Consider the following 24,845-nt stretch of genomic DNA (forward strand, 5'->3'; position numbering starts at 1 on the left):
CCCCAGGCCCACGCCGCACCGGGCGTCTCAAGAACTCAAACCATCGCCAGCAACCAGCCACATACAGACAACCAATATCTCGCTCGGGCGGCAGTTCGGCTGTGCCCCTATGCCGATCATGGCGATACTTGTTGGGATATCAAGGATAGGGATCTACGGCATGGCTTTCTTAGTTTTCTGATTGTGTGATCACCGGCAATGCATAGACTCGAGCGCACCAAAAACTGCCAAGAGTCGCAATATGTCGGGCCGTCCTATTGTTCGAATTGGTGACCGGACGTCGCATGGCGGAACGGTGATGCAAGGATTTTCTTCCTACATCATCGAGGGTCGCTCCGCAGCAGGGTTGGGGCACATGGTGGCCTGTCCGCAATGCGACGGGGCCTTTCCCATCGTCGAAGGCGTTGCGAGCTTCGCCGTCGATGGCGGCTATGTCGCCATCGATGGGATGAAAACGTCCTGCGGCGCCACGCTGATCGCCAGCCAGGATTTGGCGGTCCTGGATCCCGGTCCAGGTGACATTGCCCGCGCGTCGGACGATGCCGACACGCTGGAGAATGGCCGCTTCGGGGGCGGGGCTGAGCCTGCTCACCGTATCTCCACTGGCTTGCGTCACGCCGATTGTGATCATATCGACACGGCCATCCCGCTGGCTCACTACATGGTCAGGGAAATGAAGACCAACCCATTCTCTATCGAGGGAAGGAAAATTGCTGCCGCGAATCGGGCTGACCCGTCAGCCCGGCGGGCGGAATGGCAGCAATTGCCCTGGTACTTGCGACTGGGAGGAGTGCCTGACTTCGATGGCGCCGCTGCCGGGCGAAAAGTAGCCGCATACGGAATGTGGGCGGAAAGGGTCGGGCCCGGCAGGCCTTGGGATCACAAGCCAATCTTGCTGCGCAAGTTTCCAAGCACGTTGGAGGTCGGTTGGCATACCTATCGGGGATATGAGTACTACTACGACATTTGGTCGAACATCCATTACGGGTATGTAGGCGTGGCGCTTGGCTTTACTGCCGCGGAACTGGTCAATGGGGCAGGCCTGGCACAGTCACTGGATGATCTCCGGAACAAGAAACCCCAGCAGCGTCACCCCGAGCAAGGTTCGTGGCCGGCCAGCGCGGATGATGTGCCGGACCATATTTCAATCAAGCTCGGGACCGAACTCTACAGCGAGGTCAAGCCGCATGCTTTGACGGTCGAGAGGCTGCTTCATGGAATCGCCGCTGTGCCGGCCCCTTGGGGAGCAGGGCGGGACCGAGCGAAAAGGGTGCATGAGTGCAAGGGTAGCTAGACCGAAAATGAAAAATCGCTCCCTCAAGCAGATAGGTATTGCCGTCTGCATGGCCCCCTTCGTACTGGCCTTGTTCTGGTTTCATTGCAGACCGGTCGTTGCCTTGCACTATTCAGCTCAGGCCAGGGAGTCGATAGGCTTCTTTTTCAATGACAATCACAACACCGCGAAGCAAGGTTTGGAGCCAGGCGAATCTGTGGTGTTCCCTACCGCGATGTTTCCAGATTCCAGTATGTGGATCTTGCTGACGTTCCCCTTTGACAGCAAAGACTCTTTGGAAATTACCAAACCGTTCAGCCGGATAGACGTGTGTATTGGCCCGGGAGCGAAGATCGAACGGACAGAGATACGCCATGGTTTTTTCGCACGGTTTACGGAGCCTTCCATCCCATGCAGGATTTCAGATTCGGGGCGGTGAGGGTTTGGCTTCTGTGCGGTTGTGATCGAGGATGCCTCTTAGGCGACCGGCTGTTTTTGCCGCGCCAGCTTACGCCGCAGTTTTTCCGAATACATCACCAACGGCACCGCGCCCGCGGCGCATAAAGCCATCACCAGGAACCCGCCCGGTGCATAGCTCCGATAGAGAACACCGCCCAACTGGATGCTCGCGAACATGAACACCCCGCCGGATAGCATGGCGTACAGGGCGATGGCGGAGGTCTTGCAGGCCGCCGGGACGCGGCGGGTGATGTACCACATGATGGCGGCGTTGTTGCCGGCCAGGGTGAAGCACTGCAGCAACTGCAGCGCGGCCATAAAGGTCGGATCTGTGGTGGCGGACAGGCCGGTCCAGCGGATGGCGGTCATGATGGCGCTGGTCAGGATCAGCCACTGGGCGCCGGTGCGCGCCAGGATGCGGGGCGCCAGGAAGAAGAACAGGACTTCGCTCGCCACGCCCACGACCCACAGCAGCGAGATCAGCGCGGTCGACAGGCCGCTGGCGGTCCAGTGGAGGGTCGAATAGGAATACAGGAATCCATTGCTGGCCTGGACCAGCGAGGCCGCCGCGATGCACATCAGCAGCGGGCGGTCGCGCAGGACCTCGCGCATGGGGAAGCGGACGCGGTCGGCCTGTGGCTCGCCGGCGGCGGGGCGGGCGGCCTGGGGCAAGAGGCGCACGCAGGCCAGGCAGGCGATGATGAGCAGAATGGACAGCCAGATCACCCAATCGGCGTCGAAGGTCTTGATCAGATAGCCGCCCGCCATCGTGACGGCGGCAAAGCCCAGCGATCCGCAGGCGCGCATGACCGTATAGGAATTGCCCTGTCCGCGGCCGCTGGCGATGGCCATGCGGTCCATCAGCGGCAGCACGGCCGGAAAGACCGCGTTCAGGAGCAGCGTGATGGCCAGCAGCCAGGCTGGCGTCTGGCTGAACGGATAGCAGACGAACAGGACCAGCGAGGCGGCCAGCGCCGCGGCGATCAGGGCATGCGCGCGACCGGACTGGTCGGCGACATGGGCCACCACCGGGGTGGACAGGATCTTGGGCAGGAACGAGGTGGCGACGATCAATCCGATCAGGGCCGGGTCCAGTCCGCGGCTGGCGAACCACAGGGGCAGGAAGGGAATGCTGACGCCCTGCAGGCCGTAATACAGGAAGTAAAACCCGTGCAACGCGATGGCGCCTTGCCTGGCGTCGGGATTGCCGCGCATGGTGATGTGAGGATCATGCAGATACGAAGCGGCGTAGCATACTCCTTACCTGACCTGCGCCCATTGGCAAAGCGATTGTCCGGGCTTACCCTAGCGTCACGCGGCCCGATTCCGTTCGCGCCGCGACCGTGTTTTCCGATTCATATCCAGGAGCTGCGATCCATGGCCAAGAAACTGAATGAGAAGACCACCAAAGTGCTGAAAGAGCGGCGCAAGGCGCCGCTGGCGACGCCCACCGACCTGGCTGCCGCCGCCACCCGGGACATTTCCGGGGCGCTCAACCAGATACTGGCCGACGTGTTCGCGCTGTATCTGAAGACCAAGAACTTCCACTGGCACGTCAGCGGCCCGCATTTCCGGGACTACCACCTGCTGCTCGACGAGCAGGGCGACCAGCTGTTCGCCATGACCGACCCCATCGCCGAGCGCATCCGCAAGATCGGCGGCACCACGCTGCGGTCGATCGGGCATATTTCGCGGTCGCAGCGCATTTCGGACAACGACGCCGACTACGTGCAGCCGTTGGACATGCTGGCTGAATTGCGCGAAGACAACAAAGTGCTGGCGGCCTCGCTGCGCGAAGCCCATAACGTCACCGACGAGCACCGCGACATCGCCAGTTCCAGCCTGATCGAGAACTGGATCGACGAGACCGAACGCCGTACCTGGTTCCTGTTCGAAGCCAGCCGCCAGGGCGATTCGACGGGGCACTAGGGCGGTTTGCGGCGGGTTTTTCCGCACCGGTGTTTTTGCGCCACAGCCGCCCGCAGCCTCATGGCGCGGGCGGTTTGTCTTGGCGGGGCTAGCCGCGGTCGTCCAGCAGCGCGCTGATTTCGATCTCGGCCCAGCAGCGGCCCGGCAGGCTGGCCACGCCCACCGCGCTGCGGGCCGCACGCGGCATGTCCGGAAAGGCGGCTTGCAGCACTTGCGATGCGCCGTCCAGCACCGCGCTGTGTTCCGCAAAATCCGCTTCGCTGCGCAAGTAGCCGCGCAACTGCACAATGGCGCGCACGCGGCCGAGGTCGCCGTCGCAGGCCTGGCGCAGGGCGCTCAGCGCGCTCAGCGCCGCCTGCGCGCAGGCGTCCCTGGCCGGATAGAGCTCGGCGCCATGCCGGCACACGCCGACGATGGGCGCGCCATCCCGCCGGCTGGCCTGGCCGCTAACGCAGACCAGTGCAGAACCTGCCAGCGCCGCCCGGTGGTAGGGCGCATAGGCGCCGCGCGGAACGGGCGGCGCGGGCAGGCGCCAGCCGGCCGCGGCCAGCCGCGACTCGGGCGTGTCGGGGCCGATCACGCCATCCATTGCGTGACGCCGCTCAGCCAGCATCCGGGGGAATCGCCGCGCCGGCGCAACTGGATCGCCGAAGGCGAGCCCATGGCCACGCCCTGGCGTACTGTGTACACCGAATCCGCCGGCACACAGCCCGTCTCATTCAGGTGGCCCCACAAGGCCGCTGCCGCAATGCCGGTGGCGGCATCCTCGGGGTAGCCGGATGCTTTGGGAAACTGCCGCGCGCAGGCGCCGTCCCCGGTCAGCGCATAGGGATACAGGCCGGTCGATCCGATGGCTTCGCACACGTCCCGCATGGCGTCGAAGTCCGGCGCCAGCGCGTCCAGTTCCGCCACGGACCCCATCCTGACCAGCGTCTTCACGCGGCTGGTGCTGGCGTTGATCATGTGCAGCCCCGGCTGGTCGGGATCGATGCGCAGCACGGCCGCGACCCTGCGGCATTGCGCCGGCGTCAGATCGGACGTGGCGACGGCGGGTTGCGATACCCAGGCGCGGCTGCCGGCCTCGTCCCATTCGATGTCCACGCTGCCGCTCAGGGTCTGCACGCGCGCGCGTGGCGTGGTCCAGCGGCCCCATTGCCGCAGCGCCCAGAGCGTGCCGACGGTCGCGTGGCCGCACATTTCCATTTCGTGGCCGGGAACGAAGAACCGCAGCTGGCACAGGAGGCCGTCGCGGTCGGCCGGCACGACGAAGGACGACTCGTGGCCGTGATGCGCGGCCAGGGCCTGCATGTCGCTTGCCGCCATGCCGCGCGCGTCCAGCACCAGCGGCACGGGGTTGCCCCCTTGCAGGGACTGGGACGGATCGACGAATACGCGCAGCAGGGCCGCCTGGCCGGCGGGGGGCTGGGCGGGGGGACGGTTGGGGTGAAGGTCAGTCAAACTGGACTCCGGTCGTGGTGATGAGCTCGCCCCAGAAGGCGAGGTCGTGTGAGACGGTGCGGGTCAGCGCCTCGGCCGTGTCGGGACGGACGTCGACGCCCTTGGCGGCAAGGTCCGCCGCAATGGCGGGATCCCGCAGCACGGTGTTCAAGGCGAGGTTCATCTTTTGCACGATGGCCGCCGGCGTGCCCTTGGGAAAGGCCAGGCCATACCAGAGCGACTGCGTGTAGGCCGGCATGCCCTGCGCCGCGAAGGTCGGGACGGCCGGCAGGATGGGGGTGGCGCGGGTGGTGGCCACGGCGACCAGCTTGCCGTTCTGGACGAAGGGCGCCAGGCCCACGGGATTGTCGAACATGATGTCGACCTGGCCGCCGATCAGGTCCGTGTAGGCGGGCGCCGCGCCGCGATAGGGAACATGGGTCAGGTCCAGGTGCTTGTCCTTCTTGAACATCTCGCCCAGCAGATGCGAAACCGTGCCGGCGCCCACCGAGGCGTACGTGCCGACGCGGCGCGCTTTCAGTGCGTCGACCAGTTCCGGGAGCGTGGCGGCCCTGAGGGCGGGCTGCACCGCCAGCACATAGGGCGACGTGCCGATGAAGCCGACGTAGTCGAAATCCTTTACCGGGTTGTACGGCAGATTCTTGTACAGCTTGGCGGCAAGCGCGGTGGTGCTGGTCGTCACGGCCAGCGCGGTGTAGCCGTCGGGCCTGGCGCGGGCGGCCTGGCCCGAACCGACGGTCCCGCCCGCGCCGCCAGCATTCTGGATGATCACGGTCTGCTGCAATTGGCGCGTCAGCGCCGGCTGCAGGGTGCGCACCACCAGATCCGTGCCGCCTCCGGCCGGGAAGGGCACGATCAGGGTGATCGGCTTGTCCGGCCAGGCGGACTCGGCCAAGGCGCTGGCGGATGGCAGGGCCAATATGGCTGCGGATAGCAAAACTGAAGGCAGTGTGCGATTCATGGATTTCCCCTTGTGTTGGTTGAATGACCCAGATCGTAGGGAGCGGCCGGGCCGGCGGCGAACCACGGCGCGACAGCATCTGATCCCGGGCGCGACAGCGGAAATGCCGGGCGGGCGCCGAGCTTGCATGAAAACCGCCGCGCGCCGATACTGGCCGAACGCCCTTTTTGCCGCCGCCGGTCATCCCCGGCGCAGAACACGCCCCGCACGCCCTCATGACGCGTTCCGTCCCGCTTTCCTCCAAACAGGACCTGATCGCCCAGACAGGTTTTGCCCTTGCCGCCAGCCGGCAGCCGCGCTACGCCTTTCATTGGCATGAGCACGACTGCGCCATGCTGCTTTGGCCGCGGGCCGGCGCGCTCGACAGCGCCTGGCGGGACGAGGCGGGCGCGCGCCGCCGCTGCCGGCTTGTCCGTGGCCAGGCGTTGTTGCTGCCGTCGCATGTCGAGCACAGCACCCGCGCCGAGAGCATCTCGCAGCAGCATGGCGAACTGTATCTGGCCCCCGAACTGCTGCGGGCCTGCCGGGCCGGGGGCGTGCTGCAGCTGGACGGCGCGGCGCAGGCCATGCTGGACGCGCTCTGGAAGCCCGCGTTGTCGGCCTCTGCGCTGCCGATGCTGGTAGAGGCGCTGATCACCCAGCTGGACGCGAGCCACCGGATCCAGGGCCAGGCCAGCGCGCCGCGGGAGCCGCTGCCTTTGGCGCGGCAATGGATGGAACTCTTGCGAGAGCGGCTGGAAGAGGGCCAGCCGCTGCCGGCGATCGCCGATTCGGCCAGCGTGCTTGGCGCCACCACCCGCACGTTGCAGCGCGCCTGCATGGAGGCCTACGGCCAGTCTCCCATTGCCCTGCGCCGCATGGTCCTGGCGCAGGCTGCGCGCCAGCGGCTCGCGCTGGGCGAACCGGCGGCAAGAGTCAGTGCCGAACTGGGGTTCTCCAGCAGCGGGCACCTGGGCCGGCTGCTGCGCGCGGTCGACCCCGAATCAGATCGCGGCGCCGCCGCGCAGGCCTGATCCCGCAGCGGCGCCGGCCCCGGATTCGAACAATGCCTTGCCCGCGCTGCCCGCGGCTGGCGCATGGCCCGGAATGGACGCGATCAGTTCGCGGGTGTAGTCGCTGGACGGCCGCAGGAACACGTCGCGCGCCGCGCCGATTTCCACCACCTTGCCGCGCTGCATGACGGCGATGCGGTGGCACAGCCGGGCCGCGACGCGCAGGTCGTGCGTGATGAAGAGGATGCTCACCCCCAGCCGTTCCCGGATCGATTCCAGCAGATCCAGGATCTGCGCCTGCACCGAGACGTCCAGCGCCGAGACCGCCTCGTCGGCGATCAGAATTTCCGGCTCCATCATCAGCGCGCGGGCGATCGACAGGCGCTGGCGCTGCCCGCCCGAGAATTCGTGCGGAAAACGATCCAGCGCGCCCGGATCCATGCTGACGAGCTCCAGCATCTGGACCATGCGGGCGTGGACCTGGCCTGCGTCCGCGCCAAAGTTCAGGGGGCCTTCCGCCAGGGTGCGTCCCACCCTGCGGCGCGGATTGAACGAGCGGAAGGGGTCCTGGAACACCATCTGCACGCGTTTGCGGTAGGCGCGCGCCTCGGGTCCGGACAGCCTTCCGACCGGCTGGCCGTCGATGAGGATCTGGCCCGAGGTCGGGGCGGCGAAGCGGGCCAGGCATCGGCCCAGCGTGGTCTTTCCCGAGCCCGATTCGCCGACGATGCCAAGCGTCTCGCCGCGCGCCAGCTGCAGCGACACGCCGCCCAGCGCATCGACGCTGCGGCGCCGGGATTTGAACAGCGACCGGGTTTCAAAGCGCAGGGCCAGATCGCGCACTTCCAGGGCCGGCTCGCCCGCGGGGTCCAGCGCCTTGGCGCGGAAATCGCCGCGCGGACGGGCGGCCAGCAGGCGCTGCGTATAGGGATGCCGGGGGCTGTCCAGCACGTCGGCGGCCTTGCCCTGTTCGACGATGCGGCCCGCCTGCATCACCACCACGCGATCGGCAATCTCCGCGACGACGTCGAAATCGTGCGTGATGAAGAGGACGCCATTGTCGTGGCGGCCCCGCAGATCGTTGAGCAGACGCAAGACCTGCGCCTGCGACGTCACGTCCAGCGCCGTGGTCGGTTCGTCCGCGATGATCAGGCCCGGCTCCATCGCCAGCGCCATGGCGATCATCACGCGTTGGCGCTGGCCGCCCGACAGCTGGTGCGGGTAGGCGTGCCGGATCCTGTCGGGATGGGGCAGGCGCACGTCGGACAGCAGGGCCAGGACGCGGCTGGCGACGGCCTCGCGGCCGAGGTCCTTTGCATGGAACTCGAACACCTCCGCGATCTGGTCGCCGACGCGCATGAGCGGATTGAGGGCCGTCATCGGCTCCTGGAAGATCATGGCCATTCGGTTGCCGCGCAGCTTTTGCAGCGTGTCCCGTCCGGCGTGCGTGATGTCGCGGCCGGCCAGCAGGATCTGGCCGCTTTCCAGCGTGAGCGTCCCTTTGGGCAGCAGGCCCATGACGGCGCTGGACGTCACGGACTTGCCCGAACCGGATTCGCCCACGATGCAGACGATTTCGCGGGCGTGGACGGTGAACGACACGTCGTCCACCGCATAGCGGCGGTCGCCGCTGCCGGGCAGCCGCACCTTGAGGTTGCGGATGTCGAGGATGGGGGTGGCGGACGAGGCCGGCGCGGCCGGGGGCTGGAATGCTGGGGTCATGGCGTCAGCCCTTGGATTTGCGGGAGAGTCGGGGATCCAGGCGGTCGCGCAGGGCGTCGCCGAACATGTTCACGGCCAGGATCAGCAGGGCCAGGAACACGCCCGGATACAGCACGATCCACGGCGCGCGCTGGAAGAACGGGCGGCCCTCGGCGATGATGCTGCCCAGGCTGGGGATTTCGGGCGGGAAGCCCAGCCCAAGAAAGCCCAGCACGGCTTCGGTGAGAATCGCGGCCGCGCACACGAAGGTGGCTTGCACCACCAGCGGATTGATCGTGCTGGGCAAAATGTGCCACCACAACACCTTCAGGGCCGGCGTGCCGGAACCGAGCGAAGCCTCGACGTAGGGTTCCTCGCGCACCGACAGCACGACGCCGCGCACCAGCCGCGCCACGCGGGGTATCTCGGGAATCGAAATGGCGATGACCATGGTCGCGATGTTGGCCCCGCCCAGCGCGACCATCGCCACCGCCAGGAGCAGGCCGGGGATCGCCATGATGCCGTCCATCAGGCGCATGACGGGGGCGTCCAGCCGGCGCACGTAGCCGGCCGCCAGTCCGATGCACAGGCCCGCCGCGATGGCGATGGCGCTCACCAGCGCGGCCAGGGTGATCGACAGGCGGCCGCCGTAGAGCACCCGCGACAGCAGGTCGCGGCCCAGGGAGTCGGTGCCCAGCCAGTACACGTCGGAAGCGGGTTGCAGGCGCGCGCGCGGCGTGAGCGCGCCGGGATCATGGGAGGCGAGCCAGGGCGCGCCGGCGGTCAGCGCCACCAGCAGCACGAGCAGCAGCAGCGATCCCAGCATCACGGGGTCGTGGACCAGGGCGGAAAAGGCCTGCCGCAGCCGCGACGGCGGCGGCGCGGCAGGCAGGAGGGTGGCGGGAGAGGAGGGGGGCATCAGGCAGCTCCGGATCGTCGGCGGTTCAATAGCGGATACGGGGATCGAGGACCACATAGGCCATGTCGATCAGCAGATTGACGAAGACGTAGATGAACGAGAAGAACAGGATGGTTCCCTGCACCACGGGGTAGTCCCGCGCCAGCACCGAATCCACGATCAGGCGGCCGACGCCGGCGATGTTGAAGATGGTCTCGGTCACCACGACGCCGCTGATCAGCGTGGTCAGCGCCACCCCGACAATGGTGACGATGGGAATCGCCGCATTGCGCAGCGCATGGCGAAATAGCACGAAGCGCTCGGTGACGCCCTTGGCCCTGGCGGTGCGCACGAAGTCTTCGCCCAGCACGTCCAGCAGGCTGGCCCGCGTGATGCGCGTGATCAGCGCGACAAACACCATTGCCAGCGTCACGGTCGGCAGCAGCAGGTGCTGCGCGTACCTGCCCACGCCGTCACTGAGCGGCGAATACCCCTGCACCGGCAGCCAGTCGAGGTGGACGGAGAACACCAGGATCAACAGATACGCCACGACAAAGGCCGGCATCGAGAACGCCAGCACGGCGCCCGCCATGATCCCGCGGTCCGCCAGGCCCCGGTGCCGCCATGCCGCCAGGACCCCTAGCGGAATCGCCGTGGCGATGGTCAGCAGGATGGCCCATGCCGCCAGGGAAAACGTCGGGCCGAGGCGCGTCTTGATGAGCGAGGTCACGGGTTGCCGGGACTGGATCGAATGCCCCAGGTCGCCTTGCGCCAGCGCGGCCATCCAGCGGAGGTATTGCGTGCCCAGCGATTGGTCCAGGCCCATTTCCGTGCGGATCTGGGCGATCGATTCCTCGCTGGCCATGTCGCCGGCGATGACCCGCGCGGGATCGCCCGGCGCCATCCTGAGCAGCAGGAACACCACCGTGGCGACGATGAGCATCACGGGAATCGCCGCCAGCAGGCGCTTGATGATGAGTTCAGTCATGAATATGCCTTTCCGTTGCCCGGCCGGCCCGTGTGACGGCCGGCCGGGCTGAGACGTTCCGCGCTACCAGAAGAGGGGGATCTGCGCGTCCGTCATGCGTCCCAGCTTGGCGGGGTTGTATCCCTTCACCTTGGAGTACGTGCCCAGCGGGATGAAGAACACCTCGTCGTAGTTGAGCTTCTGGATGGCCAGGGCGATTTCCTTCCTTCGGGCCGCGTCGCCGGTCTCGGCGAACTGGTCGCGCAGGCGCTCCATCTCGTCGCTCTTGGACCAGCCGACGTAGCCTGCCGCGCCGCGTCCGTCCAGGTTGGGATTGGTAAGCGGGTTCATCAGGTCCAGGCTGGTGAAGCCCGTCTGGAAGATGCTCCAGCCGCCTTGCGCCACCGGGTCCTTCTTCGAGTAGCGGGACAGCAGGGTGGCCCAGTCCATGGACTGGATCTCGACATTCATGCCGATCGTCTTGAGCGCCTGCGCCGTCACGGACGCCAGGCTGGACAGCACGGGAAGATCGGTCGGATGCAGGATCACGACCTTGCTGCCGTCATAGCCGCTTTCCTTCAGCAGCGCCTTCGCGTGCGCCAGGTCGGGTTGCTGCGTCTGGGTGGCGCCTGCCTCGGACGCATAGGGCGAGTTGCAGCTCAGGACTGCGCCGCACAGGCGGTACATCTTTTCGTCGCCGATCTGCGCGGCGAGGTAATCGGCCTGGTACACGGCGGCGAGCACGGCGCGGCGCACCTTGGGGTTGTCGAACGGCGGCTGCAGCCAGTTCATGCGCATCGTGAAGATGTTGGTGCTGTCGCCATAGGACTTGAGCGCAACGCCCTTGACGTCCTCGAGCTGCGGCATCAGGTCTGGCGGCACGTCCTCCACGAAGTCGATTTCGCCGCGCCGCAAGGCGTTGACGGCGGTCTGCGCGTCCGAAATGCTGACCAGCTCGATCCTGTCCGCGATCGCCACCTTGGCGCCGGCAAAGCCGCTGGCCGGTTCCTTGCGCGGCACATAGCCGGCGAACTTCACGTACGTTGCCTTCACGCCGGGCTGGAAGTCCGCCGCCACGAACTGGTATGGACCCGAACCGACCACTTCGGTGATCGGCTGGGAAACCGGCACCGCGGCGATGCGGCCGGGCATGATGAACGGTACCGGCGAGGCGGGCTTGGCCAGCGCCTCGATCAGCATGCCGAACGGCTGCTTGAGATGGAACACGACCGTGTCGGCATCGGGGCTTTCCAGGCTGCTTGTCGCGGCCATCAGGCGCAGGCCCAGGACGTCGCGCTGGGCCCAGCGCTTGAGCGATGCGACGACGTCTTCACCAGTGACCGGCGAGCCGTCGTGGAACTTCAGGCCTTTGCGCAGCGTCAGCGTGACGGTCAGCCGGTCCGCGCTTTCCTGCCAGCTTTCGACCATTTCCGGTTGCGGCTTTCCGGCGGCGTCCAGGGCGAACAGCGTGTCGAACACCATGTAGCCGTGGTTGCGGGTGATGTAGGCATTCGTCAGGATGGGATCGACCACCCGCAGCGGCGCCTGCATGACGATCCGGGCGGTGGTCTCGGCGCGCAGCGGGCTGGCGGGCGCGAGTCCGATGGCGCAGACGAGGGCGGGAGCAAGAACGGCGGGCGCGCAGAAGCGGCCCAGTCCGGGGAACGTTATTTTCATACCGGTACCTTCAGAGTGAGGGTGGAACTGGCGAAGTGGGACAAGGCTCGGGCGCGAGCCGCCCGGTCAGTCGAACAGCGGTCTGCGTGCGGCCCAGGGGGCCAGGCGTTCAAGTTGCGCCGAGAGTTCGAGCAGGATGTCCTCGCGCCCGAAATGGCCGATCAGTTGCGTGGCCACGGGCAGGCCCGCGTCCGTCCACGACAGGGGCAGGCTTGCGGCGGGCAGGCCGGCGCCGTTGACGACCGGAAGAAAGGTGGAATACGTGGACGCGCGCAGGCGGTACTCGCGAAAGCCCAGGCTGTCTGAGGTGTTCAGCGCCAGGTAGTCGAGCTTGCAGGGAAGCTGCGCCAGCGTGGGGGTAAGCAGGACGTCGAGGTCCGCCATGGCGGCGGCGAAGGCCCGGCCGACGGCGTGCAGGCGCGTCACCGCGTCGATGTACGCCACCGCGTCCAGTCCTTTGCCGACGAAATAGCCGTCGTGGATGACCGGTTCCAGGTCGCCCTCTTGCAGCTCGCGGCCCAGCGTCCTCAGGCGGCCGTCCACCGCCACCACGATATTGCTGGCCAGGATGCTGCCGTGGGCGTGCACGAACCCGTCGTAGTCGATGGCCGGCAGCGAGGCCTCGAACACGTCGTGGCCCAGGGATTCAAGCAGCGATGCCGTGTGCGAGACGGCGGCATCGCACTCGGGCGCGATGGCGATGCCGTTCCAGGCGGTGCGCAGCAGGCCCACGCGCAATGGCCGGGACGAGGGTTCGCGGACGGCATCGAGGAATGCGCGCGGCTTGGGCGGCGCGGCATACGGGGCGCCCGCTTCGTAGCCGCTGATCATGTCCAGGGCCGCCGCCGTATCGCGCACGGAAATGCTCAATACGCCGTCGGTCGCCATGCCGCCCCATCCTTCTCCGCGCATCGGTCCCATCGGGACGCGGCCGCGCGAGGGTTTCAAGCCGAACACGCCGCAGCACGCCGCCGGAATCCGGATGGAGCCGCCGCCGTCGCTGCCGTGGGCCACGGGAACGATGCGCGCCGCGACGGCGGACGCCGCGCCACCGCTGGAGCCGCCCGCGGAGCGCGTCCGGTCCCAGGGATTGGGGGTGGCGCCGCCGTTGCGGACCGCTTCGGTCGTGCCCGCCATGCACAATTCCGGCACCGTGGTGCGCGCGAAAGGGATGAGGCCCGCCGACTCGAACCGGTCGGCGACCGTTGCGCGATAGGAGTAGGTCGTGTCGTTGAAGAGCGCGGACCCGATGCTCGACGGAAAGCGCGTATGCGCGAACCCCGAATCCTTCAGCAGGAATGGAATGCCGCGGAACGGTCCGCACGGCGTCCATCCGGCGGCGATGCCGCGCGATTCCTTGTAGCGGGGATAGGTGATGGCGTTCAGGACGGGATTGCGCTGTTCGGCCAATTCGATGGCGCAATCCATGAGCTCGGCGCAGGCGACTTCGCCGCGCTCGAGCAATTCGGCCAGTGCAAGGCCGTCCAGGCGCTCGTACTCGGTGGTTTGCATGTTTCCCCTTCTTTGCAATCTGAGCGATTCACGGCTTTCTTGGTGAAGCCGGGGCCGTGGATTCGGGGTGAACTTGCGGGGCGTGATGTTCCGGGATCGCGCGCCATGGCGGCGCGGTCGGAAGCGATGGCAGCGGGAAGCAGGTTCGCCGGATCAAACGGCAAACCAAAGTCTATGGACCACGGCGGCAGGGGCCAAACCAGGATGCGACAGCGTGGGCATCCCAAATGCGACATGGGGGATCAACGAGCGCCCGGGACGGGGGAGGGTTCCGTTTGCATGACTGCGGCTGCCCCATGCAGTGCGGTGAGCCGGGTCGGCTCGGATTTGCCGGACCCGGCGGGGCGCGTGTCAGCCGTGCTTCGCGAAGCCGCCGCTGGCCCACTCCGACGCGCGCTGCACGCTCAGCTTGTACGTCGGGGCCACGTGGGTCTGGGCCAACTGTTCGCCGAATTCGTCGTAGGCGCTTAGCACGGCATAGGGCTCGTCCTCATCGGGAACGATGTCCAGCTTGACGGTCAGGCGGCCCTCGGCGGCGTCGATCTTCACGCTCTTGTGCAGCATTGCGTGCAGCTGCTGTTCGTGGCGGCGCAGCACTTCGTTCGCCGTCTTGACCAGGGTGGAGAAGGCGGGCGCGTCCATCGGCTTGGGATTCTTCTTGTCGCGGCCCATGGTCCATGGGCCCACCAGCGCCGGCTCGGCCTGTCCGTCCAGGGTCATCTCGACGGCCCAGCCGTCGTCGTCCTCGTTCTTGATGACGCGCGCGGTCCAGCCGTCGTCGCGCCAGAGCCTGGCTTCCTGTTCCTTGCGCTCTTCGGGAATGCCGGTATCCGGCAGGGGGGTGTCATTCACTGCTGTACTGCTCCTGGACTTGTTTGCGGCTTGCGGGCCGGGCGCGGCTTTGGAATGCAAAGCGCCGCCGGCCCCTGCACTGTAGCGCAACACGCGAACGTACTTCTGGCGCCCGGGCGCGCGGAATCGACTCTGTCCCCCATGGTACGCTGTGGCCGGCCCGCGATTCCCGCTCCGGTGCCGTGCGGGCCACAGTTGCACGTCTGCCATGCCGGCGCTTGCGCGCTGCATCTGCCTTCATCCACGACGGGATCGACCCAATGACTGTTCGACGGATTCTGCTGGCGCTTGCCGCGCTGGTCCTGTCGCCCGCGCTCAGCGCGCAGGCGGACTCCAGCGTTGCCGCGTGGACCCCGGCGGGTCCGACCGCATGCGGCTTCTCGGGGTGGACGACCAACGAAAAGCCCGCGATCCCGGTGCGCGCCGCGGCGTCCGCGCAGGCCGAGGTGCTGGGCAGCCTGCCGACGACGCGCGGCGATAGTCCCGATCCCGACATCGATTACTACAGCGTCACGTTCGACGTGACCGAGGCGCGCGATGGCTGGCTGAAAATCAGGAATGCCAGCGACGACATGACCGGCGGCGAAGTCAGCCGGCCGCGGCCGGTGTACCAGGGCGAAGGCTGGATCGAGGCCGCGGATGCGCAGGTCGGCATCCAGTCGGCGCGGGGCTACGCCCGTCCGGACGTCGCCAGCGAGCGGCTGCTGGACCTGGGAGACGACTGGCTTACCGAGAGAGCCACGTTGCGCGGCATCGCCGCCTGCCAGGGCGATTGGCTGCTGCTCGACTACGAAATGCGCCACAGCGACAAGTGGGAGCTGCTGGCGCCTGAGGACCGCACGCGCGGGCGGGCCTGGTTCCGCGGCGTGTGCTCGACCGCCGAGACGACCTGCGACATGCGGTCGGTCGACAAGTAGCCGGGGCGCGGCGGCCCGTCACGCCCGCACCGGTCGCGGATCGCGGGTCTTCATCAATTCCGCACCCATGAAGTCTACGAACACCCGCACCTTGGGCGACAGATTCCTGTTCGATGGCCACACCAACTGAAACCGGCCCGCGCCGTCCGTGTGCCGGGGCAGCACCTCGACCAGGGCACCCGTTGCCAGGGCGTCGTGCGCCAGGAAGTCCGGCATGCAGCCTATGCCCAGCCCCCGCGCCACCGCGCCGCGCAACGCTTCCATGTTGTTGCAGGTGAGCGCCGTGCGCACCGGCGGATCGGCATCCGGCAGCGGCCAGCGCTGCAGGTTTCCGGAATTGGGGTAGCGGAACCGGATGGCGGCATGCGCCTGCAGGTCTTCGGGCGCCTGCGGGACGCCATGGCGCGCAAGGTAATCCGGGGACGCGCAAAGCAGCATCCGGAAGCGGCTCAATGGCCGGGCCGTCAGGCGCGAGTCTGGCAGTTCGCCGCTGCGGATCGCCACGTCGATGCGTTCGCCGATCAGGTCGACGATGCGGTCGTTGAAGTCCAGGTCCAGTTCAATGCCGGGATAGCGCGCCGCGAAATCCGGCAGCACCGGCAGCAGAAAGTGGTAGCTGATCAGCGGCGCGCTCACGCGCAGGCGACCCCGCGGTTCGTCCTGCGTGCGCAACAGCGTGGCGTGGACGTCGTCCAGGTCGTCCAGGATGCGTTTGCATCGTTCGAAGTACAGGCGGCCTTCATCGGTGAGCTGCATGCGGCGGGTGCTGCGCTGGAACAGGCGCACGTGCAGATCCTGCTCCAGGCGCGCGACGGCCTTGCCGACGGCGGAGGGCGACAGGCCCAGGTTGCGGCCGGCGGCGGCGAAGCTGCCGAGCTCTGCACTGCAGACAAAAGGCATGAGGGCGGCAAGGCGGTCCATGTCGATTCAAGAATTTTATTCCGTAATGACCGGATTTTTACCCCATTTATCCGTTGGGCGTGTCTGTTTATCTTGAAATCCCTTTCTGACTTGATTGTTGACGATGACGACTTCTGTATCGACCTCCGCCTCGCAGCGGTGGACGCTTGCCGCCGTATGCCTGGGCGCGGTGGTGATGCCCCTGAGTTTCACCGGCCCGGCCGTCGCGCTGCCGGCGCTGGCGCAGGCGCTGCATGCCAGCCCCGAGGGGCTTAATTGGGTGACCAATGCCTTCATGCTGGCGTTCGGCAGCACCTTGCTGGCCGCCGGCGGCCTGGCCGACCGGCATGGGCGGCGGCGGGTTTTCCTTTGGGGCGCCATGCTGTTCGTGCTGGCTTCGCTGGCGTTGATCGCCGCGCCCGGGATCGTGGTGTTCGATCTGCTGCGAGCCGTGCAGGGGCTGGGCGGCGCGGCGATCCTGTCCGCGGGCGCGGCGGCGCTGGCGCAGGAATTCGAGGGCGCGGCGCGCACGCGGGCTTTCAGCTTGATGGGCACGAGTTTCGGCGTGGGGCTGTCGTTCGGGCCGATCCTGTCGGCGTTGCTGGTCGCGCAATTCGGGTGGCGGGGCGTGTTCAGCCTGACCGCCCTGATGGCGCTGGTGGCATGGGGCTTGGGGCGGCGCTATCTGCGCGAGTCGCGCGACCCGGCGGCGAACGGGCTGGACTGGGCGGGGGCGTTCACGTTCTCGGGCGCGCTTGCCTTGCTGACGTGGATGGCGCTGCGCGCGCCGGCCGACGGCTGGGCGGCGCGCGGCACCCTGGGGCTGCTGGCGGGCAGCGCTCTGTTGTTTATCGCATTTGTCCTGATCGAGCTGCGCCGCGAGCGGCCGTTGCTGGACCTGACGCTGTTCCGGCATCCGCGCTTCGTGGGCGTGCAGTTGCTGGCGGCGGCCCCGGCGTACGGCTTCGTGGTTCTGTTGATTCTGCTGCCGGTGCGCTTCATCGCGGTGGACGGGCTGGACGAGGTGCACGCGGGGCTGCTGATGGTGGCCCTGTCGGCGCCGCTGATGGCGGTGCCGGTGCTGGCCGGGCGCCTGGTGCAACGGTTTTCCGCGGCCAGCCTGTGCGCGGCGGGCCTGTTGGCCGCGGCCGCGGGGCTGGCATGGCTGAGCCGGACGCTGCCGGGCGCCGACGTGGCGGCCAGCGCCTGGCCCATGCTGCTGATCGGCGCGGGCATGGGCCTGCCTTGGGGGCTGATGGATGGACTGGCGGTGAGCGTGGTGCCCAAGGAGCGCGCCGGCATGGCGGCGGGCATTTTCAGCACGTCGCGGGTCGCGGGCGAGGGCCTGGCGCTGGCGATCGTCAGCGCGATGCTGGCCGCGCTCACGGCCCGTCATCTTGCGGCGGCCGCGCCGGATGCCGCGTCGGCGGGCGCGGCGGCGCAGCGGCTGGTGGCGGGCGACGCGGCGGGAGCGATGGCGCTGCTGCCGTCGCTGCCGCGCGCGGAACTGGCCCTGGCCTCGGGACAGGCGTTCTCGGCATTGCTCTGGGTGCTGTGCGCCGTGACCGTGGCGACGGCCGCGGCGGTGTTCCTGTTCATTGGGCGGGAAGGGCGCGACCGTGCCGGGCTTGGACCGGCGCGTCGGTCTGGGCCGGCCAGCGCGGCCGATTGATCATCCCGAATGATCCCCCGATGGAACGCCCCGATGGATCGCCCTGATGGATCGCCCTGATGGATCACCCCGATCGGCGGCTCCGATCGGCTCCCCGGCTGATCACGCCAGCTGAACCTGCGCGCGATGGCGGGCCGCATTGTCGAGGTCCGCGATCGGCGCGAGCAGCCCCCGGTCGAATTCCTCGTGCGGCATGCCTGCACGCAGTCTTGCCGGCCAGTCGGCGTGCGTGAGCGCGCCCCGGCCCAGCGAAATGAAGTCCGCCTCCTGCCGCGACAGCACGCCTTCGGCCCGCGCCGCGTCATGCAGCGAACCGTTGGCCAGCACCGGCACCGAGGCATGCGTGCGCGCCAGCGCCGCCAGGCTGGGCCCGCTTTCGCCGAAGGCGGGGCGCCAGGCCTCGAACTCGGTCGTGTGCAGGTAATCGATGGACTGCGCGCCCAGCGTGCAAAAGATGCGTGCCGCATCGTCCTGGCCGCCCGCCCACTTGTGGGCGAAGTCGTTGACCTTGCCTTGCGAGCCGCGCACGCCCACGACAAAGCCCGCCGACGTCGACTGCCGGACCGCCTGGATGACCTCCACCGTCAGGCGCAGGCGGTTGTCCAGGCTGCCGCCGTAGTGGTCATCGCGCAGATTGGTGTGCGCCGTGAGGAACTGGTCCAGCAGATAGCCGTTGGCGCCGTGTATCTCGACGCCGTCGAATCCCGCCTGCTGTGCCCGGCGCGCGGCCTGCGCAAAGCCTTCGACCGCGGCGCGGATCTCATCGGCCGTCATCGCCTCCGGCATCCGGTATTGCCCTTGGCCCCGATAGAAGGCCATCTGCTGGCCCGCCGGCAACACGGCCGAGGGCCCTTTCGTCGTGGGACGATGCGGATTGCCTTGCGACAGCGCGCCCGCATGCATGAGCTGCGCGACGATGCGCCCGCCCCGCGCATGCACCCGCTCCACCACCGGCCGCCACGCATCGCGCTGCGCGTCGTCGGCCAGGCCGGGCTGGAAAAGGTAGCCCTGGGCATGAGCCTTGTCCGTATAGAGGCCTTCGGTGATTACCAGGCCGAAGCCGCCGGCGGCAAAGGCCTCGTAGTAGTCGGCCATCTGCCCGGTGGCGCGGCCGTCGGCCGTGGCGCTGACCCGGGTCATGGGCGCGACGGCCAGGCGGTTGGGCAGGTGAAGTTTTCCCACGCGCAGCGGCGTGAACAGGTTGGCGGGCGTTGCCCGCGCGTCGTTTTCCAGGCGACCGGTGAACGTGTTCATCTCAGCGGCCCTCCGCATCCGGGACGGCTGCGATCGCTTCGATCTCGATCATGGCGGCGGGGTCGTACAGCGCCTTGATTTCGGCGATGGTGTCGGCCGGGTAGGGGGCCGAGAAGAAGCGGCGGCGCAGCGCCACCACGTCTTCGAAATGTCCCATGTCGGTGACGAAGATGGTGACCTTGATCACGTTCTTCAGGCTGGAGCCGCCGGCTTCCAGCGCACGGCGCAGGTTCAGGAAGGCCTGCTCGCCCTGGGCCAGAAAGCCGCCGGGAACGATCTTGCCCGCGTCGTCGGCGCCTGCCTGGCCCGAGATGAACAGCAGGTTTCCGAACTGGATGCCCTGCGACAGCAGGAAGGGGGCGTAGTTGTCGGGCTGGGTCTTGACTTGTGTCAGCATGGTGCGAATTCCTTCATCTATAAATGGCCGTGGTGTCGGGTGACTGGTGGCCGATCCATAGCTGTAATTTAGAGATCAGGGGCCGGGGTGACAAAGGTTCATTTGTCAGCTATAAGAAGAGAAAAACTCACCTATAAACGGAACGCATGCCATGCAACGTCGAACGCTTCCGCTGTCCGCGCTGCGCGCGTTCGAAGCTGCTGCGCGCCTGGGCAGCTTCAAGGCCGCCGCTCAGGAACTGGCGGTCACGCCCACCGCCGTCAGCCACCAGATCCGCGCGCTGGAGGCGGGCACGGGGCTGGCGCTGTTCGATCGCCAGGTGCGCAAGGTGTCGCTGACGGACGCGGGGGCGCAGCTCTACCCGGTGCTGCGCGACGGCTTCGATACGTTCGAGGCGACGCTGGCGCGTCTGACGCTGCACCGGACGCGGACGCAGGTGAGCATCTCGGCCACGAACGCCTTCACGGTGAAGTGGCTGGTGCCCCGCATGGCCGATTTCCGGCGTCGGCACCCGGATATCGACCTGCAACTGCAGGCAAGCGACGACCTCGTCGACCTGCGGTCCACGGCGGTCGACATCGCCATCCGCTATGGGCGAGGGCCGTATCCCGGCCTGTCGACCCAGCCGCTATTCACCGACCGTTTCGCGCCCGTGGCGAATCCGCGCCTGGGCGTCACGTCGCCCGAAGACCTGGCGCGCGTGCCGTTGATCCGCTTCGATTGGAAGCGGCCGCAGCCCGAGAATCCGACCTGGGAACGGTGGTTCGCGGTTGCAAAGCGGCTGCCGCCGCCGCAAGCGAGCCAGTTGCGCTTTTCCGACGAGGGACACGCCATCCAGGCGGCCGTCGCGGGGCATGGCATCGCATTGGTCAGCCTGGCGTTGATCAAGGATGAACTGCAGGCCGGCCATCTGGTACAGCCGTTCGGGCCGGTGATAGAGGGGCACACGTATCACCTGGCGACCTACGCCGGGCGGCCGCTGTCGGCGGCGGTGCAGGCGGTGGCGGATTGGTTGTGCGGGCAGGCGGAGCGGGAGGGCGTGGCTCGGGAGCGCGGCGCCTGAAGCTTGAACCCCTGGTGGGGGGCCTCAGGCCGCTTCTTTCATCAGCCATGGACAGCCAGCCTCAACGCCCTGGCTGCGCCACTTCCAGCGCCGCGCCATCCCGCTGCGGATCGGCGCCGCCCTGCAGTCTGCCCGCCATGCGCGACACCACGTGCGGCGCCGCGAAAGCGTAGCTCTGGTACGAGCGGTTGATCGTCTGCCCCGCCTGCGCGAGCACGTCGGTGACGTAGCGCGGAATCCGGTTCGAGACGTCGATCGCGTTGCCGGTCACCGAGATGCGGGGCGCCGCCACCGCTTCAAAGGCGCTCATGCCGAAGTCGACAAGGTTCACCACGGTCTGCGTGAGCGCCGAGGGGATGGCGGTGCCGCCCGGCGCGCCCAGCGCGGCCTGCACCTCGCCATCGCGAAACAGCAGCAGCGGGCACTGCGAACTGGTGCGGCGCTTGCGCGGCCCGATTGACGCGGGCCGGCCGGGACGCGGGTCGAAGCCGCTGAGCAGGCCGTTGTACAGCACGCCCAGGCCGTCGGTGATGATGCCCGAGCTGGTGCCCAGGCTGTGCGTGAGCGTGGCGGCGTTGCCGTCGGCGTCGATCACGCACACCTGGGTGGTGTCGCGCGGCTCGGCGGCGATGCCGGGCGCAAGCCGGGCGACCTCGGCGGGCTGCCGGGCGCGGATGCGCGCGGCGATTGCTTCCGCGTGCTGGGGCGACAGCAGACGCGCGACCGGCACGTCGACGAACTCGGGATCGCCGATCAGCGTGTCCTTGTCGATCGTGACCCACTTCAGCGTCTGGGCCAGCAATTCGAGATACGCCGCGCTGTTGTGGCCAAGCGCGGCCACGTCGAACTGCGCCAGCACGTGCAGCGCCTGGATCAGCGTGAGGCCGCCGGCCGGGGGCGGAAAGCCCGCCACGCGCCAGCCGCGGTAGTCGCCCCAGATCGGCGCGGCTTCGGAAACGGCGTAGTCATTCAGATCGGCCAGGGTCAGCAGGCCGTCGTGTGCGCGCATGTCGTCGGCGATGCGGCGGGCGGTCTCTCCGCGATAGAAATCGGCCGCGCCCGCGCGCGCCAGGTGTTCCAGCGTGGCGGTCAGGTCGGGATTGTGCAGGCGTTCGCCCGGCCGCTTGAAGTTGCCGTCGGCGTCCAGATACACCGCGCGGCCGGTGGCCGTGAGCGCGAGCCGCTCGCGCGTCTCCAGCATGCCGCCGCGGGCGCGGTCGAGCGCGCCGTACTGATACATGTGCGGGCGCACCACGACGCCTTCGCGCGCATGCCGCAGGGCGGGCGCCAGCACATCGGCGAACGGCCAGGTGCCATAGCGCGACAGCGCATGATCCAGGCCCGCGAGCGTGCCGGGCGTGCCGATGGATTGATAGCCGGCTTCGTTCACGTTGCCCTGGACCACGAAGGCGTAGCCATCGGGTGTTTCGTTCAGCGGCAGGTGGGCCCAGAGGTCGTGCCGCGCCGCCGCCGGGGCGCGGGCGCAGAAGTCGACGCAGGTATGCACGCCGCGCCCGGGCAGCGCGACCTGCAGCGTGCCGTAGCCGGCGATGCCGGCCATCATCGGGTCCACCACGCATTGGGTGAAGGCCGCGGCCACCGCGGCGTCCACCGCGTTGCCGCCGTCCATCAGCACGCGCGCGCCGGCCTCCGCGGCCTCGGGCTGGGCGGCGCAGATCATGGCGCGGCGCCGGCTCATGCCCGGGCTCCGGTCGCTTCGCGCAGCGCCAGGATGAACGCGTTGAGGCCGGCGTCGCGGTCGGGCTCGTTGGGGCTCACGTAACGCGGCTCGGGATAGGCGGCCAGCTGCACCACTGCCAGCTGTGCGCGGGTGTCGATGAAGATGCGCTGGCCGGAATGGCCCATCGCCATCATGGCGCCGTCCTCGCGCAGCCACCAGCTGTAGCCATAGGCCGTGAGCCCCAGCGCCTGGCGCTGCGCGGTGTGCAGGTCGGCCGGAATCCGGAACGCGGGCGTGCCGGACTGCGCGACCCAGTTCTCGGGCAGGATGCGCTCGCCGTTCGCCACGCCGTCGTCGAGGACGAACTGGGCGAAGCGGCCGATGTCGCGCAGGGTCATCCCCGCGCGGCTGCCGCCGATCTCCTGGCCGTCGTCGGATTCCAGCGTGTAGAAGCCATCGAACTCCATGCCGCACGGCTGCCAGATGCGGCGCGACATGTAGTCGGCCAGCGTGCCGCCCGTGGCCGCGCTCAGCACGGCGCCCAGCAGATAGGTGTCGCCGGTGTTGTAGTGCCAGACGCGGCCGGCGTCGTGCGCGCGCTGGCAGGCGCGCAGCAGCGCCAGCACGCCGCCCGGCGCCTTGTCGGCCAGCGACTTGCTGTAGCGGTTTACGTCCGACGCCTTGTCGGTGTAGTTCTCTTCCCAGGCGATGCCCGACGACATGGTGAGCAGGTGCCGGATGGTGACGGCGTCGTAAGCGCAGCCGGCCAGCGTCGGCACGTAGGCGGTGACCGGGTCGTCCAGGCTGCCGATGGCGCCGTCGTGCAGGGCGGCGCCGGTCAGCATGGCGGTCATGGACTTCACGGTCGACATGGTGGACCAGCGTTCCTGCGGCTGGAAGCCCAGGCCGTAGCGCTCCAGCACGATGTGGCCGCGGTGGATCGCGATCAGGCCCGCCACGTTGTTGCGGTCCATCAGGTCGGCCACGCCCAGGGTCTCGCCGTCCTGCGCGTAGCGCACGTCGATCTCGGGCGCGCGCGGCAGCGGCCGGGGCGTGGCGCCGCGGCGGATGGCGCGGGTGGCGAACAGGCGGTCAACGATGCGGTAGCCATACGACTGCAGGCAAGGAGGCCACAGCAGGAAGTCTTCTCCGCGCGGCAGGTGTTCGACGGCCTCGGCCAGCGGCGGGGTGGGGATAGCGTTCATGGATGCCTCAAGAAAAAGCCGGGCGCGCGGCCCGGCACAGATCAGTCGTTGCGCACGCCCAGGCGTTTCACGATGGGTCCCCACACCTCGGCTTCGGTCTTCATCGACTGCGCCACGGATTCAGGGCCGAGCGCCTTGGGCGGCGTCATGTAGATCTCGTCCATCTGCTTGCGCACGGCCGGATCGGCCCAGAACTTGCGCGTGGCCTCGGTAAGCCGCGTCACCACCTCGGGCGGCGTTCCCTTGGGCGCCATCAGGCCATACCAGGCGTCGCCGGGAAAGCCCTGCACGCCGACTTCGGCAATCGTGGGCACGTCGGGAAACTGCGCGACGCGGTCGGTGCCGAAGATCACCAGCGGCACGGCCTTGCCGGTCTTGACCTGCGGCACCGCGCCGGTGAGGGCGTCGGAGGTGAGGTCGATCTGGCCGCCGATCAGGTCCATCATGGCCGGCGCCGCGCCCTTGTACGGCACGTGCGACATCTCGATCTTGAAGTGCTCGGCCAGGAAAGCCACGTTCAGGTGGGTGGAGTTGCCGATGCCCGCCGAGCCGTAGTTCAGGTGGCCCGGGCTGGCCTTGGCTTTTTTCACGAGGTCGTCCACGGAACGGATGCCGGTGGCGGGATTGGCCACCAGCACCTGCGAGGTGCCGGCGATCTTCGTGACCGGATCGAAATCGCGCGTGGGGTTATAGGCCAGTTGCGAGTAGGTGAACGGATTCACCGACATGTTCGAGGTGCTGCCGAACAGCAGGGCGTAGCCGTCGGCCGGCTGCTTGGAGACGAACGCGGCCGCGATGCTGCCATTGGCGCCGGGCTTGTTTTCCACCACCACGGTGCCGCCGATCTCCTTGCCGGCATAGGCGGCCCAGGCGCGCGCCAGCGCGTCGGCCGCGCCGCCGGCGGCCACGGGCACGAACACCGACACCGGCCGGGCCGGCCAGTCGGCGGCCGTGGCCGGCGCGGCGCAGGCCCCGGGCCGCGTGCCGGCGGCGGGCCGGGCTAGCCGGCGGTGAATGAGGGGTGTAGCCGACGGGGGGCAGGGCGACCCGAGGGGCCTGGCCGGTTGCACCAGATGA

General features: G+C 68.2%; 24 protein-coding genes. 8 read left to right on the top strand and 16 right to left on the bottom strand.

The window, feature by feature from the left end; all coding sequences use genetic code 11:
* The 3 genes from ABE485_RS28250 to ABE485_RS28260 form a co-directional block, all read left to right on the top strand.
* Positions 1-189: hypothetical protein (locus ABE485_RS28250; protein ID WP_346518570.1), on the top strand; the 189-nt coding region annotated here is incomplete at its 5' end.
* A gap of 52 nt (positions 190-241) precedes the next feature.
* Entirely contained in the window at positions 242-1,294 is a 1,053-nt protein-coding gene (locus tag ABE485_RS28255) for a PAAR domain-containing protein (RefSeq protein ID WP_346518571.1), read from the top strand.
* Between the two features lie 7 nt (positions 1,295-1,301).
* Positions 1,302-1,712, top strand: coding sequence for a hypothetical protein (locus tag ABE485_RS28260; protein ID WP_346518572.1), 411 nt, complete (start codon positions 1,302-1,304; stop codon positions 1,710-1,712).
* 38 nt (positions 1,713-1,750) lie between these two features.
* On the opposite strand, the gene ABE485_RS28265 is transcribed toward ABE485_RS28260, so the two are convergent.
* Positions 1,751-2,947 (bottom strand): MFS transporter, encoded by a 1,197-nt coding sequence (locus tag ABE485_RS28265; RefSeq protein WP_346518573.1) that lies wholly within the window; start codon positions 2,945-2,947, stop codon positions 1,751-1,753.
* Positions 2,948-3,109: 162 nt separating this feature from the next.
* On the opposite strand from ABE485_RS28265, the gene ABE485_RS28270 reads away from it, so the two are divergent.
* Positions 3,110-3,661 (top strand): Dps family protein, encoded by a 552-nt coding sequence (locus ABE485_RS28270; RefSeq protein ID WP_346518574.1) that lies wholly within the window; start codon positions 3,110-3,112, stop codon positions 3,659-3,661.
* An 88-nt stretch (positions 3,662-3,749) separates the two neighbouring features.
* Here ABE485_RS28270 and ABE485_RS28275 read toward each other — a convergent pair whose 3' ends face one another.
* Genes ABE485_RS28275 through ABE485_RS28285 form a run of 3 tightly spaced genes read right to left on the bottom strand, consistent with a single transcriptional unit; the run spans position 3,750 to position 6,080 of the window.
* A complete protein-coding gene (locus ABE485_RS28275) occupies positions 3,750-4,250 on the bottom strand; it encodes a RidA family protein (RefSeq protein WP_346518575.1) in 501 nt (166 codons plus the stop codon).
* The gene (locus ABE485_RS28280) at positions 4,238-5,119 is read right to left on the bottom strand and encodes a PhzF family phenazine biosynthesis protein (RefSeq protein ID WP_346518576.1); all 882 of its coding nucleotides are present in this window, start codon (positions 5,117-5,119) and stop codon (positions 4,238-4,240) included. The genes ABE485_RS28275 and ABE485_RS28280 overlap by 13 nt, the downstream gene beginning before the upstream one ends.
* Entirely contained in the window at positions 5,112-6,080 is a 969-nt protein-coding gene (locus ABE485_RS28285) for a Bug family tripartite tricarboxylate transporter substrate binding protein (RefSeq protein ID WP_346518577.1), read from the bottom strand. The genes ABE485_RS28280 and ABE485_RS28285 overlap by 8 nt, the downstream gene beginning before the upstream one ends.
* A 215-nt stretch (positions 6,081-6,295) precedes the next feature.
* Between ABE485_RS28285 and ABE485_RS28290 the strand changes: the two genes are divergently transcribed.
* A complete protein-coding gene (locus ABE485_RS28290) occupies positions 6,296-7,093 on the top strand; it encodes an AraC family transcriptional regulator (protein ID WP_346518578.1) in 798 nt (265 codons plus the stop codon).
* On the opposite strand, the gene ABE485_RS28295 is transcribed toward ABE485_RS28290, so the two are convergent.
* From ABE485_RS28295 to ABE485_RS28320, 6 genes are all read right to left on the bottom strand, one after another.
* Positions 7,064-8,794, bottom strand: a complete 1,731-nt coding sequence (locus ABE485_RS28295) for an ABC transporter ATP-binding protein (protein WP_346518579.1) — start codon at positions 8,792-8,794, stop codon at positions 7,064-7,066. The genes ABE485_RS28290 and ABE485_RS28295 overlap by 30 nt on opposite strands.
* 4 nt (positions 8,795-8,798) lie before the next feature.
* On the bottom strand, positions 8,799-9,692 hold the full coding sequence (locus ABE485_RS28300) for an ABC transporter permease (protein WP_346518580.1): 894 nt from the start codon (positions 9,690-9,692) through the stop codon (positions 8,799-8,801).
* A gap of 25 nt (positions 9,693-9,717) precedes the next feature.
* Positions 9,718-10,659 carry an ABC transporter permease gene (locus ABE485_RS28305; RefSeq protein WP_346518581.1) on the bottom strand — a complete coding sequence of 314 codons (942 nt, stop codon included), beginning with the start codon at positions 10,657-10,659 and terminating at the stop codon, positions 9,718-9,720.
* Between the two features lie 63 nt (positions 10,660-10,722).
* Entirely contained in the window at positions 10,723-12,315 is a 1,593-nt protein-coding gene (locus ABE485_RS28310) for an ABC transporter substrate-binding protein (protein ID WP_346518582.1), read from the bottom strand.
* Positions 12,316-12,381: 66 nt separating this feature from the next.
* Positions 12,382-13,827: an amidase gene (locus ABE485_RS28315; RefSeq protein ID WP_346518583.1), complete on the bottom strand. Its 1,446-nt coding sequence runs from the start codon at positions 13,825-13,827 to the stop codon at positions 12,382-12,384.
* Positions 13,828-14,178: 351 nt separating this feature from the next.
* Positions 14,179-14,679, bottom strand: a complete 501-nt coding sequence (locus tag ABE485_RS28320; RefSeq protein ID WP_346518584.1) for a hypothetical protein — start codon at positions 14,677-14,679, stop codon at positions 14,179-14,181.
* 260 nt (positions 14,680-14,939) lie between these two features.
* Here ABE485_RS28320 and ABE485_RS28325 point away from each other — a divergent pair, with 260 nt between their 5' ends.
* Entirely contained in the window at positions 14,940-15,596 is a 657-nt protein-coding gene (locus ABE485_RS28325; RefSeq protein ID WP_346518585.1) for a hypothetical protein, read from the top strand.
* Between the two features lie 18 nt (positions 15,597-15,614).
* On the opposite strand, the gene ABE485_RS28330 is transcribed toward ABE485_RS28325, so the two are convergent.
* Positions 15,615-16,517 (bottom strand): LysR family transcriptional regulator, encoded by a 903-nt coding sequence (locus ABE485_RS28330; RefSeq protein WP_346518586.1) that lies wholly within the window; start codon positions 16,515-16,517, stop codon positions 15,615-15,617.
* Positions 16,518-16,620: 103 nt separating this feature from the next.
* Between ABE485_RS28330 and ABE485_RS28335 the strand changes: the two genes are divergently transcribed.
* Positions 16,621-18,168, top strand: a complete 1,548-nt coding sequence (locus tag ABE485_RS28335) for an MFS transporter (RefSeq protein WP_346518587.1) — start codon at positions 16,621-16,623, stop codon at positions 18,166-18,168.
* 102 nt (positions 18,169-18,270) lie between these two features.
* Here the strand turns inward: ABE485_RS28335 and ABE485_RS28340 are convergent, their stop codons facing one another.
* Together ABE485_RS28340 and ABE485_RS28345 are read right to left on the bottom strand one after the other, a co-directional pair.
* Positions 18,271-19,422, bottom strand: coding sequence for an NADH:flavin oxidoreductase (locus ABE485_RS28340; protein WP_346518588.1), 1,152 nt, complete (start codon positions 19,420-19,422; stop codon positions 18,271-18,273).
* Between the two features lies 1 nt (position 19,423).
* Entirely contained in the window at positions 19,424-19,819 is a 396-nt protein-coding gene (locus ABE485_RS28345; RefSeq protein WP_346518589.1) for a RidA family protein, read from the bottom strand.
* Positions 19,820-19,970: 151 nt separating this feature from the next.
* On the opposite strand from ABE485_RS28345, the gene ABE485_RS28350 reads away from it, so the two are divergent.
* On the top strand, positions 19,971-20,882 hold the full coding sequence (locus ABE485_RS28350) for a LysR substrate-binding domain-containing protein (RefSeq protein ID WP_346518590.1): 912 nt from the start codon (positions 19,971-19,973) through the stop codon (positions 20,880-20,882).
* Between the two features lie 61 nt (positions 20,883-20,943).
* On the opposite strand, the gene ABE485_RS28355 is transcribed toward ABE485_RS28350, so the two are convergent.
* The 3 genes from ABE485_RS28355 to ABE485_RS28365 all read right to left on the bottom strand — a co-directional run.
* Positions 20,944-22,581 carry a gamma-glutamyltransferase family protein gene (locus ABE485_RS28355; RefSeq protein WP_346518591.1) on the bottom strand — a complete coding sequence of 546 codons (1,638 nt, stop codon included), beginning with the start codon at positions 22,579-22,581 and terminating at the stop codon, positions 20,944-20,946.
* Positions 22,578-23,768: a serine hydrolase domain-containing protein gene (locus tag ABE485_RS28360; RefSeq protein WP_346518592.1), complete on the bottom strand. Its 1,191-nt coding sequence runs from the start codon at positions 23,766-23,768 to the stop codon at positions 22,578-22,580. The genes ABE485_RS28355 and ABE485_RS28360 overlap by 4 nt, the downstream gene beginning before the upstream one ends.
* Before the next feature lie 41 nt (positions 23,769-23,809).
* Positions 23,810-24,845: Bug family tripartite tricarboxylate transporter substrate binding protein (locus tag ABE485_RS28365; protein WP_346518593.1), on the bottom strand; the 1,036-nt coding region annotated here is incomplete at its 5' end.

The organism is Achromobacter spanius, assembly GCF_039673305.1.
Lineage (GTDB): Bacteria > Pseudomonadota > Gammaproteobacteria > Burkholderiales > Burkholderiaceae_B > Achromobacter > Achromobacter spanius_F.